Raw genomic sequence first — 12,631 nt, 5'->3', positions numbered from 1 at the left:
AGAAAGACCGAAGAAGAGTCTTGGTGGGCTGACACCTTCAGCCTATGCCGAGCAACTGGTGGTAAAACACGATAAAGTTACTTCTGACTCTAAACCCGGCTGCTACTGAAGATGGGGTGACGTCGCACTGTAAGGTGAGGATCTGGCCCTTTTAGTGCTGATCTGAACAGACCCAACAGGCCCTCTTAAAGAGGTTCTGTTAAAACTCCTTTACCTATCAAGCCTGGCACCTGCTGGGCTTTTTTACGCCCGAGTGATGAGGCTGTATATTCATTCAGTTAAACGATACCGCTAACCACCGGGGAATCTCATGCGCCGCCGCAACTTTGCGACTGATGCCCGCAAGATTAACGATAACTCCTTTAAGCACACCTACCGCGATGCTGAGCAGTACCGGGACGAACGCCTAGACAGTGAGCGCAAACGCCTGGAGCGCCGCTTAGCATGGGCCTTTGCCCGTGGTGATGGTGCAGGTGTGAAGCGGATACAGCACCGCCTTGACCAACTAGCTGATGAAGCGCTAACCGATATTGACCCAGGTTGTACACCTGGTTACCTGGAGCGCTGGAAGCGGAGACTGTGACGCTGCTTCCAATCACCCGTGCTGCCGTATAGTTGTTTTTACTGCTGTGTAGGTACGTCTTATGGGTAGTGTTAGACTGTATTTTTAGACAGTTTTTGCCATAAGAGAACGCCCCGCTTGGGCCTTCTCCTGCTTACTGGAGGCCCTATGTCTACCCGATCGCTTGGCCGCTTAACGCTTGATATGGTGCTGCAAACCGGCAACTTTCTAGGGCCGATGGAAAAGGCGCAGCGTGATACAGAACGCAATATGCGCAAGATGGAGGCAGACGCTAAGAAGGCGGGCGCTGGTATAGCGGCGCTTGCGGCGGGCGCTCTAGCTGCTGCCGGGGGCATATATGCTTACGCCAAGTCGAACATGGATACCATTGACGCCAACGCTAAGCTGGCGCGATCGCTAGAAGGCACTATTGACGGGCTTCGTGCCGTGAATATGGCGGCTTCCGATAGTGGTATTGATGGCATGGAGGCATCGCTTAACCGTATGAACCGCCGCCTGGGTGCCGTGGAAATGAGCGGCGGGCCTGCGTTGAAGACTGTGGAGCGGCTCAACCTTAACCTTCGCGAAATGGAAGGGATGGATGTTGACGAAAAGCTAGCGTATATAGCGGATCGCCTGCGTGATTCTGGCGTGTCCTCACAGGAGGCCGCACGGCATTTGCAACAGCTCGGATTTGAACAGCGTGGCGCAACAGAGCTGTTTCTTAAAGGTGGCGATGCTATTCGATCCGCCCGACAGGATATTGAGGATTATGGCCTTTCGGTTTCCATGATGGATGCCGCTGCTATCGAGGAAGCTAACGACGCTATTGCCCGCATTGGCCTATCTACCGAAGCCATGGGTAACGCGGTCGCCATTAAGCTATCGCCCGCCTTGAATGATATGGCAGATTCAATCAACTCGGTAACCCGCGCTTTCCATGCTGGTGATTACGATCTGCAACTTCAGTTGATTGGAGGCGTGGCTGCAGGTGCCGCCGCATCTGCAGCGGCTTATGTGGTGTATAGCACTGCCGTTAACGTGGCCACTATTGGCACGTGGGCCTTTAATACTGCTGTGCGGGCCAACCCTCTAGGGCTGGCTGTTATTGCGATTGGGGCAGCGGGCGTTATGTTTGCCTTTAGAGATGAGCTGGGGCTTACGTCCGGTGCGCTTGAGGATGCTAAGAAGGAGGTGAGCGAACTCACTGGAAGCATTGAAGGCCTGACCCAGGCCCAGCTTGAAAACAAAAAGGTACCACTGGTGGCCGGCCTGATTGATGCCCGCATGGAAGCAACACGACTCGCAGGAGAGATAGGCAAATTAGAGAGCCAGCAGCGCAGCCAAAACATACAGTACCAGGGGCGGCCCGGAGCAGCGACCGCACAGCTAAACGGCGCTACTGGTGGGGTGGTCTGAATGCTGAGCTGGCAGAACAGCAGGCCCGGGCTGAGGCATTCGCCGATGAGCTGCAGAAAATAGACCAAGTCATGGCAGAGCTTGGCAATCGCCGGACGCCTAGTGATCCCCCTTCTACTGATGGCAGTAGTGCCGCTAAAGCGGCGGCAGATATTGATAAGCAGGTAGCCGCGCTCCAGCTTCAAGCGGCTACATTGGGTATGGCTGAGGATGAGCTGGTTCTTTATAAGCTGGCGCAAGAGGGAGCGACTGACGCCCAGATGCAAGCGGCACGGGGGGCGCTTAATGCTGTTGCAGCGTACGAGGCCAGCGAACAGTCTGCCAGTAATTACCAAAGCTTATTGCTCGAGCTGCGTACCACTGAGGAGCAGTTAACAGACCAGATGTATGACCGGTTGGCCGTTCTGGATGCTGTAAACGTCGCCAGTGATGAATACGCAGAAGCCGCAGCCAAAATCGCAGAAGCTGCCTTTGTTGAAGCCCCTGGTTATGGCGGGCTAGATGCCACGATCGGTGGCCCCTTTGGTGAGCTGGATAAGATAGACGAGTCTGAGGAAAAGCTTCAGGAGTGGTATGACACTCAGCTCGAGATGCTCGAAGAATTCCGCAAAGAGCGAGCTGACTTGACGGCTCAGTGGGATGATCAGGAGAGTGCCCTTAAAGAAGAGCATGAAAACGAACTGTCTCGGATTGAGCAGGCTCGCATAATGGCCCAAATGGCTGGCGCTGAAAGCATGTTCGGCGATATGGCCGACATTACTAAGCAGTTTGCCGGTGAGCAAAGCGGGATCTATCAAGCCATGTTTGCTGCTGAAAAAGCCTTTGCTATTGCGTCTTCGATCATTGCCATTCAGAAAGGCATTGCGAGCGCCGCGGCGATACCCTTCCCAGCCAACATACCCGCCATGGCCAGCGTTGCCGCTGCCACTGCTGGCATAGTTTCCACGATCCAGGGTACAGGTCTAACAGGCATGGCCCACGATGGTATGGATTACGTACCCGAGACAGGCACATGGTTGCTTGAGAAGGGAGAGAAGGTGACTACTGCGTCAACTAGCGCGAAGCTAGATGCCACGCTGGCGCGGGTAGAGAGTCAGATGAATCGCCCAGGCGATAGTGGTGGTAGTGGTGCTGGAGGTGATGGCCTTGTGATTAACGTGGATGCCCGAGGGGCATCTGATCCAGCCGCCACCAAGCGCGCTGTTGGGGATGCTGTGCGACAGGCTTTAAATGAGGTAGGGCAAGACTTTGCTAATAACGGCATATTGAGAAGGCAACTGGGGGTTTAAATGGATTCGCAATTAAGGCCAGAGGTCGCCGCAAAAAGATTAACCATGAGCTATATAGCGCGCCTGGCTGGCTGTGCTGAATGCCTCGATACGCGCTTGGCTTTATGCGCAGATGAGCACGGATACCGAACAAATCACCTTATGGCCCGTCGGGCCTTAATTGCGTCAGAACGCGCTTTGAAGGGGATACGGGTCACTCATAATGCTTTATGGAGTCGTGGGGGGGGGATTTTACTGTAGTCGTTGAGTATGAAGGCCAGCCCCCGATGGTTGTCACTGGACACCTAGAGCTTACCTTAGAATTCCTCGACAAGGCCGAAGAGCAACTGCTCGAATATCTAGCCGACCCCACCGCGGTAGATGATGAACTGCCCATGATAGAGGGGTTGCTGGATTGGGTGCGTTACTGTCAGTGGGATCTTAGTAACCTGAAAGACAGCCCCAAGCCAGCAGTACACCGCACCAATTAACGTGTAGCGCCGACTGGAACACCCGCCATCTTGGTGGGTGTGTTAATGCTCTATCGTGTCGAGCCGATTACCCCAGCGGTGATAGAGGCGGCTATACGCCTCGCCCGCTTAGAGAGCAAGGAGACCGCACTATGACACTTCATCTTCTAAGAATGCGGGAGGTTGCCGCCCGGATTGCTTACAGCGAAAGCAAAGTTTACGCGATGATTCGTGATGGTGACTTCCCACGTGGTCGAAAGATGCCTATGGGTGGTGTCCGTTGGTCTTCTGAAGTGGTAGAGGCATGGATCCGTAAGACCTATGCCGAATCTGAGGAGGCTTCCCTGTGACTACTATCAACCATCTTGATACCGCAGGCGGTAGATGACGCATAAAACCTCTAATCGATACCCTGAAAGGCCCGCGAAGTGCGGGCCTTTTGCGTGCTTATGTTGCTATATTCCCGCCTGTTAGGTGCTCTAAGCCTGCCCAGATAATTACTTTACCGATGACTGCCATAGGCTGAAACGCCCGCGCCATGGGCCTATAGGGGGGAGGGGGGTAGAATCTCTAGGGCACCTATAAGCGGACACCGCACCCCCAGGCTGTTTTTTATGCGCGAGAAATAACGAAACTTTTTTCCCAATATTGCGCTGGTAACGTGAGGGGGTAGGGGCTATTCCAATCCCTCCAGCGTTCACTTGAGCGGACACCGTTCCTCCAATGAAATTCTCACACCCGCGAAATTGAAAAATCAGCTACTAAGGATTTGTTGGTAAAAAGGGCCATTGTCGTTTGAGTTTTTCAATCTCTTAAAGTCACGCTATCTCTTTTAATTTGTAGCTTTTAAGCTACAATGGAAATATGACCGAACTTACCCACTACCTTACCGCTGATGGCTATGACCCTTTTCAAGCCTGGCTGGATGCTACTAAGGCTAAAGACCGTCAAGCCGCTATGCGGGTACTAACACGCCTTAACAGGCTGGCAGCGGGTAATGCTGGCGACACCAAGACGGTAGGTGATGGGGTATGGGAACTACGCATTACCTATGGCCCTGGCTACCGCGTTTACTACGCCAAGGTTGGGGCGCGTTTGGTAATGTTGTTAATAGGTGGTACCAAACAGCGCCAGCAGTCTGACATTGAACAGGCAAAAGCGTTTTTGGCCGACCACAAAAGGAGAACACGTCATGAAAAGTCATGATGAAGCCGTTATTGAAATGCTGCGCACTGACCCCGGTATGGCTCTGGACTACCTGCGAACAGCGTTTGATGAGCTGGACGAAGATGAGGGGGAGTCAGCTTTCCTAATGGCGCTGCGTCATGTCGTTGAAGCTCAAGGCGGAATGGCGCTGGTAGCAGAACGTGCCAAAGTATCACGCGAAAGCCTTTACCGCGCCTTATCCCCGAAGGGCAACCCAACACTTCGAACTATGACTGCGGTGATTAAAGCCACAGGCGTTAACTTCCACGATCTTACCCATCAAGCGCCAGCAAGCTGATACCACCAAAAAGCCTTGCATAGTGTCGCATCGCAGCGCACACAAGCACCTGTATTTATGTTGGGTGGGATGTTGGGTAGAAATAAATTAACAATATAAGTTGTTGTATTTAAATAGCCATCAGCGGACTGTCCTCCGCCATCTTGATACTAAAGCCTCGTTTTTACGGGGCTTTTTTCATTTCCAGATTCTCCGTTTCTTGTCCTGCATCACCACCGTAGAGATGTTTACCGAGAGCGCTTCACTTTAGTCGTTATATTAGCAAGTGATAGTTTCTCTACTACGTAAGGCCCCAAAAGTTTGCGATGTGGCGGGTAGAGGAAATACCGACTTCCAGCATATATTTGCCTTCTGCCCCGAGTCCCCCAGCTCCATCAGCCCTGATTGGAGTACCGTGGGCCATTCCTCCGATGATGTACTCCTCAATCACCTCCCGACCGTCCGCGTTGCACCAGACCTGTCGGGGATAACCGTCAACCATTTCCACCCGCGTAGGCGGTCCTTCGACCTTGTGGATCTTCTGCCACTGCCGGACGATGGAATCGGCGTTGGACTTGTCGACAGTCGAGTCGCGGCCACCATGCCATACTGAGATCGTCGGCCAGGGACCGTTGAATTTCGAGGCTCCGCGAACAAGCGCGTCGAGTTTGCGGTCCGATGGGCCACCATATCCCTTCATACGGAAAATTGCCTGCATCAGGGTGTTTGCGCTGCGATAGGGCAACCCGGCGATGATTGCGCCTCCTGCGAATACCTCCGGATAGGTCGCCAGCATCACAGATGCCATGGCGCCACCTGAAGATAGGCCCGTAATGAAGACGCGCGACGGGTCGATGACGTGGTCATCAACGACCTGATTGATCATATGACGAATAGAGAGCGGCTCGCCTCTACCGCGGCGGCTGTCGCCAAATTTGAACCAGTTGAAACTGCCGATGGGGTTGTTGGTTTGTCGCTGCTCTGGAAACAGGAGCGCTATCCCGCATTCGTCGGCGAGAGCAGACCAGCCTGATCCACGATCGTAGCTTTCAGCCGACTGGGTGCTGCCGTGAAGCACAACAACAAGCGGACCATGCTTTGGGAAGTTCTTTGGAATATAGGTGTCCGCGTGCAGCGCCCCAGGATCAGCACCAAACCTTTTCAGGACAGTAAGACGATCACGGCTATCTGAAGGTTTTTGCATATGGCCTCCTTAGCTAGTTTAGTATGGCGCATAATGCTGTCTGCAGCGACAATCAGTACATTCAAAATTTGAGCTGCTTTCATCTATCAGTTAGGCAGTCAACGTTGTATTCCCCCAGACTTATGCGACGCTATTTTAAGTGACGCGCTAAAAAGCTCAGAAAACGGTAATCGTTGGCATAGGCGATGTGAATGCGCATCGCAGAGGCGTCGGGTCCATCCGGCCTTAGTGAAAATATTGAGCCTGGGGCGATAAAAATGCCCTCATCAGATGCCTTGCGGGCTAATTTCAGTGTATTGACTGTATTAGGTAGCTGTGCCCAGAGGTAATAGCCGCCATTAGGGCCTTCGATATGCTTAACCCCTGCCTCTTTTAGCGCGATAGTGGCACTGGCACTCGCTTTGGTAATCCGTTCCCGTAGTTGAACCAGGTGTCGGCGGTAACGCCCTCGGCTGATCATGTCATGTATGAGCCGTTCATTAAAGGTAGAGGTGTTCACCACTGTGAGCATTTTGATATCAGTCAGTGCACTTACCAGTGCGTTGCTACCTGCCAGATACCCCGAGCGGAGTCCCGTTGAGAGTGTTTTCGAGAAAGTACCCACATAGATAACCCGGTTAAGGCCATCAAGAGCGGCAAGGTGGGCGTTGCCACGGGGAAGAAGATCCCCAAAGGCATCATCTTCAATCAGCACCAGCCCATAGCGCTCCGCTAAGGAGAGCAGGCGATGCATTTGATAAAGCGACAATGTGGTACCGGTGGGGTTATGTGCGTTTGGCTGGAGGAAAAAGAGGCGAGGGCGATAGTGCTTAATCTTGCGCTCCAGGTCGTCAATATCCAACCCTTCACGGTGACGGGAAACCCCTACCAGCTTAGCCTGGGCGAGGCGTAATTTACCGAAAAGAGGATAGTAACCCGGTGTTTCGACCAGGACGCGATCCCCCGGTGCAACAAAATGCCGGATCAGCAGGTCGAAAGCGTGGTTGGCACCAAATGTTAGCAGGATCTGGTCGTGTGACGTGTGGATTGAGCGGCCAGCAAGCACCATGGCAATGGTTTCGCGCAAGGGCGGATAGCCCTGCGGAGCGCCATACTCAATATCGTCCTCCCCTGTGGCGTTAAGGCGCTTGATTTGCCGCGATAATGCTTCTCCCCCCATCCAGCTTGCCGGAGCACGGCCATCACCGGCACGAACCTTAAACTTACCCTCCAGCTGCTCTCTGAGCAGGGAAACACTGTCTATGGCTTCTCTCAAGTCGACGGTTTTTTCTGCTGTTTCAAGGGAAGGGGGCTTTACAACAAAAAAGCCTGCGCCGTGACGGGCCTTTAACCGTCCTAGTGCCACCAGTTGGTCATAGGCATCAACAATGGTGTTTTTCGACACCCCGTGTTGCAACGCTGCTTCGCGGATAGAGGCAAGCTTGGTGCCAGGCGCTAAGCGACCCTCTTCAATAGCACTTTGTATACTTTCTGCTACCTGCCGGGATTTTGACATTTTCGCGCCCAAAGAGAGTGAAAAGGAAAACTGTACCAATGTAGTGGCAGGTACAGTACCTCATACAATTGACAGAACTGTACCTATGAGTGTCATGCAATATTATTGATCATGGCTCTGCCCAAAACCAATAACAATCCTATGGAGCTGCACATGCCAAAAAATACAAAGGGTTATTTAAATGTATGGGATGACACGGTAAGTGGCCGTGATCTTCTGCTTGCTTTGATTATCTCAACACCACTAACGCTAGGTGGTTATCTACTAGCGCCTGGTACACCTCCTTTGCCCCTTATCCTTGGCTTAAGTGGTGCCATTGTGGGGTTCTTCATCAATGCTGTGCTGTTCAAACCGAAACGGCTACTGGACTTCGGTAAGGAGCAGTAATTATGGAACCCGTCTTACTGTTACAGATGCTGATAGCAGCGGTGGTTGCGGTAGTTGTGTATACCGCGATTGGTGTGGCACCAGGTACCGATGAAACAGCGGTATTAGCTCCGGTTACTCTGGCGCTAGTGGTGGCTGGTATTCCACTGTCTGTGGTGTTGGCGTTTTTTATGGCGGCTATTGTGGCCAAGAAGCTTACCGATTCGATACCCGTGTCGGTGGCAGGCATCCCCGGCGGGGTTATGTCGGCCCCTATGGTGGAGCATGCGCTTATTTTAAAACGTGAGGGCCATGCCACCCTGGCGATCCGCAAAATGGCATCCGGCTCGGTTATTGGGACGTTGATAGCTGTTCCCATCAGTCTACTTCTGGCGTTTCTGCTAACGCCACTGGCTAGTGTGCTAGGGCAGTATGCCAGCCAGCTTTTCTTTGGAGGGGCGGTTTTCCTGGCACTGATGAGTCGTGAGAAGGTGATTAGCCTAATCAGTATCATCCTTATTGCCGCGCTGGTTCAAAGCTTGAGGCATCTCTATTGGGGGATGGGGGTAATCCCAGAAGGCCAAGTGGTCTTTATCTCCTTCTTTTTGGGTATCACCATTGGCCCGATGATGTTCAACCTCGCGCAGTTAACCGTTAATAAAGAACGCGCAGCTATGGTGGAACCAGAACCCAAGAGTATTCAGATATTTGGCGATGATGAACGGGGCAGACTGCCTAATCCTTTTCGTATTCTCACTCGCCAGGAAACAGTATCTGCGGCGGCCAGTTCCGTGCTGGGTTCGGTAACGTTCTTCATGAGTCCGGTAGGTATCACCATTTTCCTGGGTGAGGTGATGTCGAGCTGGGTTAAGGGCACGGTGAATAAAGCAAGCCGGGCGCTCTCCTCCATGGATGCGGTAACCAATGCCTCATATATCGCGGGGATACTCATTCCGTTGGCCGCATTAGGCATTCCCATGAGCCCCATGGCGATCGGCCCTGGTAACGCATTTTTTAATGCACCTCCGGTATTAACCCTTGAGCAGAATGCTCATCACCTTATGAGTTTCTCAGAAATTGCGATTGCCAGTGTGCTGGGAGCCGGTATCGCGCTACTGATTACTTATCCTATTGCTGTTCGTTATGCCCGGAAGATATGCGTTTTTGTTTTCCAGCATGTTCCCCACGAAGCCTTCCTGGCCATGTTCTTCTCACTGGTCATGTTGCTGGCATATATGGACGCCGGACTCATGGGCATTCTGGGCGTGATGGTATTGGCATTAGTCGCCGGTTTATTGAATCGCTGGGGTGTTAACTACGGCGTGCAGTTTATGGCGCTCTATGCGGCGCCATGGTTAATGGGGCTACTGGTATAAGCGCTATCAGTCAATTGTTTTGATACTACTTAACCAATTGTAATTTAAATATTTTAGGGTGATGACTATGACACATGCTACGTCGCGGATTCCGGGTTTTTACCAGCTTCTTCCACATGAAAGACTTGATAAGGTGATTGAGATTGCAGGTTTGGAGGATGAGGCGCGTGGGCATTTTAATGACTTTGGCAATATCCCAGCGGCATCTGCGGATGCCATGATCGAAAATGTTATCGGCACCTTCAATCTGCCTATTGGGGTAGCCACGAACCTGATTATTGATGGTGCAGAGCAACTGGTGCCGATGGCGACTGAAGAATCATCGGTGGTCGCGGCTGTGTGTAATGCCGCGAGACAATGCCGTGACTCCGGTGGTTTTTACACGGACACATCGGAACCGGTAATGATTGCCCAGATTCAGTTGGTGGATGTGCCGAATCCTGAGTTTGCCCGGCTGAGGCTGCTATCTAAGGTAGAGCGGATCAAGCAGGTCTGTGACGCAACGGACCCGGTACTGCTACAGCATGGCGGTGGCTTTCGCGACATGGAGGTGCGTGTATTGGAAGATATGCTGATCGTACACCTGTTAGTGGATGTACGTGATGCCATGGGGGCCAACGCGGTTAATACCATGGCGGAAGCAGTAGCCCCCTTATTGGCTGAGTGGACCGGGGGTAAGAGCCGCTTGCGTATTCTTTCGAATCTGGCTGACCGGCGTTTGGCCAGGGCTCGGGCAACCTGGACGCTTGAAGCTATTGGTGGAGAGGCAGTACGTGACGGGATGATTTCTGCTTACCGCTTTGCCGATATCGACCCTTATCGTGCGGCTACCCACAATAAAGGCATTATGAACGGGATAAGTGCCGTTGTCCTGGCATCCGGAAATGATACTCGGGCAGTGGAAGCGGGGGCTCATGCTTATGCTTCACGCTCTGGGCGTTACCGTTCGCTGACTCACTGGGAAGTGGGGGAGGAGGGGAATTTGACAGGTACGCTGGAAATTCCAATGCCGGTTGGGTTGGTGGGTGGCGCTACACGTTCACACCCCACAGCGCGGCAGTGCTTGAATATTTTGGGAGTGCAAACTGCTGATCGCCTGGCGCGTATTATTGCTGCCGTTGGTTTAGCGCAAAACTTCGCGGCCATGAAAGCACTGGCCACCACAGGTATTCAGAAGGGCCACATGGCTCTGCACGCCAAGAATATAGCACTTATGGCGGGGGCTGAGAGTGATGAAATAGATAAGGTAGCTGCGCTGCTGGTTGAGGGAGGTAGGGTGCGGTTCGATATTGCAGAGCAGTTACTGGCTACTTTGCGTAGCCAGCCATCGTAACTGCTGAGCTTTGTTTAAAAACCTGAGCGGTTAACGCTTGTACCGCGTATGCAGTCTCCGTAAGCCAGGGTGTCGCCAGTTTCTTCAGCGAGTTGGCGGCAATCTGCTGTTCGTGATGATGACACGGAGGAGGGTGAGCAGCCACTCAGCACAATCAGGAGCGTGGCTAAACTAATGGCTGTTAATGCTTTCATAAAGCGAGATCCATATGCTTCGAAGGTCGTCATATTCCACTCCCTGGTTTATGTTCGGCTCTAACAAGATAGTACAGGCTATCTAGTACACGCAGTCTCTATTTGAAAATACGTGCCTGCTGAAAAATACCTCTCCAGGATAATTTGTTAAGCTGAGTCATCCTTTTCCAGTGGCTTTGAGGTTAACCATGTCAGCGTTTTTTGATCGGCTCCATGAAGTGGCATCACCAACGATTGGACTTGGTTGTATGAATCTTTCCCATGGTTACGGGCATCATCTCCCTGAGGTGGATGCTGTTCGGGCACTTGATGAAGCATTTGATATGGGGTACCGCCATTTTGACACCGCCACGCTCTATGGCGCTACCGCCAACGAGCGCATTGTAGGGATTGCATTGAAAGCGAAACGCCATGAATTGCTTTTGGCGAGTAAATGCGGCATGGCGATAGACCCAGAGAGTGGCAAGCGGGTTATTGATGGTCGGCCCCAGACACTGCGTCGCCAATGTGAAGCCAGCCTGAAGCGTTTACAAACGGATCACCTGGATATCTATTACCTCCACCGTTTGGATCGTAACGTACCGGTGGAGGAGAGTGTGGGGGCATTAGGCCAACTGGTTGAGGAGGGCAAACTGCGTGCAGTTGGATTATCCGAAGTCTCGGCAGCCACATTAAGCCGCGGTAATGCGGAGTATCCAATTGCCGCTATGCAGTCTGAATACTCACTCTGGACACGCAACCCCGAGATAGCTCTGCTGGATGCATGTGCCGAACTGAATACGGCGCTGGTGGCGTTTAGCCCTTTGGGGCGTGGCTTTCTTTCTGGTGCCGTTCAGTCTGATACTGTTTTTGCGGCAGGCGATATGCGTGCTGGAATGCCACGCTTCACTAAAGAGAACCTGACACATAATCTTGAGCTACTGAACCGCTTTAACGCACTAGCCAATATGTTGGCGATTACACCGGCGCAATTGGCGTTGGCCTGGGTGAAGGCTCAAAGTCAGCAGATTGTGCCTATTCCAGGGTCGCGCTCCGTTGCCCATATGCGTGAGAATCTTCTTGCTGAACAGGTTGAGCTTCACGATGCCACTTTGGAGGAACTCAAAGGAATGATGAGGCCTGAGGACGTGGCAGGAGCACGCTATAATGAGACTCAGCAAGCGGATATTGATACGGAAGAGTTTGCCTGAATGCTTTTTTTACATTTCCCCGTTGCTTTCTATAAACGTTGGACTAATCTATTCGCGTACTCCCCCTGACGTTGTCGCTCTTATCTAGGAAAAGCCGCCATGCTAAAAGGCCTTATTCTCTGCTTCATAGTACTGTTTGTGCAGCTGGCGGTACTGAATGTCGTCGATGCACGTTTATACAATAGCCAGGATGCTCGTCAGGTATCTACCACGATGGTTACGCCTCATAGAGAAAAAGAGGGTGAAGACGACATGAAACAGAGTTGAAAAA

15 protein-coding genes are annotated in these 12,631 nt (G+C 52.4%); 12 read left to right on the top strand and 3 right to left on the bottom strand.

Annotation, left to right across the window (positions count from 1 at the left end; genetic code table 11):
* Positions 1-310: 310 nt before the first annotated feature.
* The 7 genes from HP566_RS02650 to HP566_RS02620 all read left to right on the top strand — a co-directional run bounded on the left by HP566_RS02650 (position 311) and on the right by HP566_RS02620 (position 5,223).
* Positions 311-583, top strand: coding sequence for a hypothetical protein (locus HP566_RS02650; RefSeq protein ID WP_249975714.1), 273 nt, complete (start codon positions 311-313; stop codon positions 581-583).
* Positions 584-730: 147 nt separating this feature from the next.
* Positions 731-1,981, top strand: coding sequence for a hypothetical protein (locus HP566_RS02645; protein ID WP_249975713.1), 1,251 nt, complete (start codon positions 731-733; stop codon positions 1,979-1,981).
* A gap of 71 nt (positions 1,982-2,052) precedes the next feature.
* Positions 2,053-3,270: a hypothetical protein gene (locus tag HP566_RS02640; RefSeq protein WP_249975711.1), complete on the top strand. Its 1,218-nt coding sequence runs from the start codon at positions 2,053-2,055 to the stop codon at positions 3,268-3,270.
* Between the two features lie 266 nt (positions 3,271-3,536).
* Positions 3,537-3,740: a hypothetical protein gene (locus tag HP566_RS02635; protein WP_249975710.1), complete on the top strand. Its 204-nt coding sequence runs from the start codon at positions 3,537-3,539 to the stop codon at positions 3,738-3,740.
* A gap of 131 nt (positions 3,741-3,871) precedes the next feature.
* A complete protein-coding gene (locus tag HP566_RS02630) occupies positions 3,872-4,069 on the top strand; it encodes a helix-turn-helix transcriptional regulator (RefSeq protein ID WP_249975708.1) in 198 nt (65 codons plus the stop codon).
* Between the two features lie 514 nt (positions 4,070-4,583).
* Entirely contained in the window at positions 4,584-4,925 is a 342-nt protein-coding gene (locus HP566_RS02625; RefSeq protein WP_096650070.1) for a type II toxin-antitoxin system RelE/ParE family toxin, read from the top strand.
* Entirely contained in the window at positions 4,912-5,223 is a 312-nt protein-coding gene (locus HP566_RS02620) for an addiction module antidote protein (RefSeq protein ID WP_249975707.1), read from the top strand. The genes HP566_RS02625 and HP566_RS02620 overlap by 14 nt, the downstream gene beginning before the upstream one ends.
* Before the next feature lie 280 nt (positions 5,224-5,503).
* Here the strand turns inward: HP566_RS02620 and HP566_RS02615 are convergent, their stop codons facing one another.
* Both HP566_RS02615 and HP566_RS02610 read right to left on the bottom strand, forming a co-directional pair.
* On the bottom strand, positions 5,504-6,406 hold the full coding sequence (locus tag HP566_RS02615) for an extracellular catalytic domain type 1 short-chain-length polyhydroxyalkanoate depolymerase (protein WP_249975705.1): 903 nt from the start codon (positions 6,404-6,406) through the stop codon (positions 5,504-5,506).
* A gap of 130 nt (positions 6,407-6,536) precedes the next feature.
* A complete protein-coding gene (locus tag HP566_RS02610) occupies positions 6,537-7,901 on the bottom strand; it encodes a PLP-dependent aminotransferase family protein (protein WP_249975704.1) in 1,365 nt (454 codons plus the stop codon).
* A 153-nt stretch (positions 7,902-8,054) separates the two neighbouring features.
* On the opposite strand from HP566_RS02610, the gene HP566_RS02605 reads away from it, so the two are divergent.
* The 3 genes from HP566_RS02605 (at position 8,055) to HP566_RS02595 (ending at position 10,976) form a co-directional block, all read left to right on the top strand.
* Positions 8,055-8,288, top strand: coding sequence for a hypothetical protein (locus tag HP566_RS02605; protein ID WP_249975702.1), 234 nt, complete (start codon positions 8,055-8,057; stop codon positions 8,286-8,288).
* A gap of 2 nt (positions 8,289-8,290) precedes the next feature.
* Positions 8,291-9,643: a tripartite tricarboxylate transporter permease gene (locus HP566_RS02600; RefSeq protein WP_249975701.1), complete on the top strand. Its 1,353-nt coding sequence runs from the start codon at positions 8,291-8,293 to the stop codon at positions 9,641-9,643.
* A 67-nt stretch (positions 9,644-9,710) separates the two neighbouring features.
* Entirely contained in the window at positions 9,711-10,976 is a 1,266-nt protein-coding gene (locus HP566_RS02595; protein ID WP_249975700.1) for a hydroxymethylglutaryl-CoA reductase, degradative, read from the top strand.
* Between the two features lie 14 nt (positions 10,977-10,990).
* On the opposite strand, the gene HP566_RS02590 is transcribed toward HP566_RS02595, so the two are convergent.
* The gene (locus HP566_RS02590; protein ID WP_249975699.1) at positions 10,991-11,203 is read right to left on the bottom strand and encodes a hypothetical protein; all 213 of its coding nucleotides are present in this window, start codon (positions 11,201-11,203) and stop codon (positions 10,991-10,993) included.
* 155 nt (positions 11,204-11,358) lie between these two features.
* On the opposite strand from HP566_RS02590, the gene HP566_RS02585 reads away from it, so the two are divergent.
* A complete protein-coding gene (locus HP566_RS02585; RefSeq protein ID WP_249975698.1) occupies positions 11,359-12,360 on the top strand; it encodes an aldo/keto reductase in 1,002 nt (333 codons plus the stop codon).
* Between the two features lie 99 nt (positions 12,361-12,459).
* The gene (locus HP566_RS02580; RefSeq protein ID WP_249975697.1) at positions 12,460-12,627 is read left to right on the top strand and encodes a hypothetical protein; all 168 of its coding nucleotides are present in this window, start codon (positions 12,460-12,462) and stop codon (positions 12,625-12,627) included.
* Positions 12,628-12,631: the final 4 nt, after the last annotated feature.

The sequence above is a fragment of the Vreelandella olivaria genome (genome assembly GCF_023507745.1).
Taxonomy (GTDB): Bacteria; Pseudomonadota; Gammaproteobacteria; order Pseudomonadales; family Halomonadaceae; genus Vreelandella; species Vreelandella olivaria_A.
The sequence above is the reverse complement of the archived record's forward strand: the minus strand, read 5'-3'. Positions and strand labels throughout refer to the sequence as shown.

Bases quoted from the DNA above. Each gene is read 5' to 3' on its own strand.
- HP566_RS02650 (WP_249975714.1), top strand. From the start codon at position 311: ATGCGCCGCCGCAACTTTGCGACTGATGCCCGCAAGATTAACGATAAC.
- HP566_RS02645 (WP_249975713.1), top strand. From the start codon at position 731: ATGTCTACCCGATCGCTTGGCCGCTTAACGCTTGATATGGTGCTGCAA.
- HP566_RS02640 (WP_249975711.1), top strand. From the start codon at position 2,053: ATGGCAGAGCTTGGCAATCGCCGGACGCCTAGTGATCCCCCTTCTACT.
- HP566_RS02635 (WP_249975710.1), top strand. From the start codon at position 3,537: ATGGTTGTCACTGGACACCTAGAGCTTACCTTAGAATTCCTCGACAAG.
- HP566_RS02630 (WP_249975708.1), top strand. From the start codon at position 3,872: ATGACACTTCATCTTCTAAGAATGCGGGAGGTTGCCGCCCGGATTGCT.
- HP566_RS02625 (WP_096650070.1), top strand. From the start codon at position 4,584: ATGACCGAACTTACCCACTACCTTACCGCTGATGGCTATGACCCTTTT.
- HP566_RS02620 (WP_249975707.1), top strand. From the start codon at position 4,912: ATGAAAAGTCATGATGAAGCCGTTATTGAAATGCTGCGCACTGACCCC.
- HP566_RS02615 (WP_249975705.1), bottom strand. From the start codon at position 6,406: ATGCAAAAACCTTCAGATAGCCGTGATCGTCTTACTGTCCTGAAAAGG.
- HP566_RS02610 (WP_249975704.1), bottom strand. From the start codon at position 7,901: ATGTCAAAATCCCGGCAGGTAGCAGAAAGTATACAAAGTGCTATTGAA.
- HP566_RS02605 (WP_249975702.1), top strand. From the start codon at position 8,055: ATGCCAAAAAATACAAAGGGTTATTTAAATGTATGGGATGACACGGTA.
- HP566_RS02600 (WP_249975701.1), top strand. From the start codon at position 8,291: ATGGAACCCGTCTTACTGTTACAGATGCTGATAGCAGCGGTGGTTGCG.
- HP566_RS02595 (WP_249975700.1), top strand. From the start codon at position 9,711: ATGACACATGCTACGTCGCGGATTCCGGGTTTTTACCAGCTTCTTCCA.
- HP566_RS02590 (WP_249975699.1), bottom strand. From the start codon at position 11,203: ATGACGACCTTCGAAGCATATGGATCTCGCTTTATGAAAGCATTAACA.
- HP566_RS02585 (WP_249975698.1), top strand. From the start codon at position 11,359: ATGTCAGCGTTTTTTGATCGGCTCCATGAAGTGGCATCACCAACGATT.
- HP566_RS02580 (WP_249975697.1), top strand. From the start codon at position 12,460: ATGCTAAAAGGCCTTATTCTCTGCTTCATAGTACTGTTTGTGCAGCTG.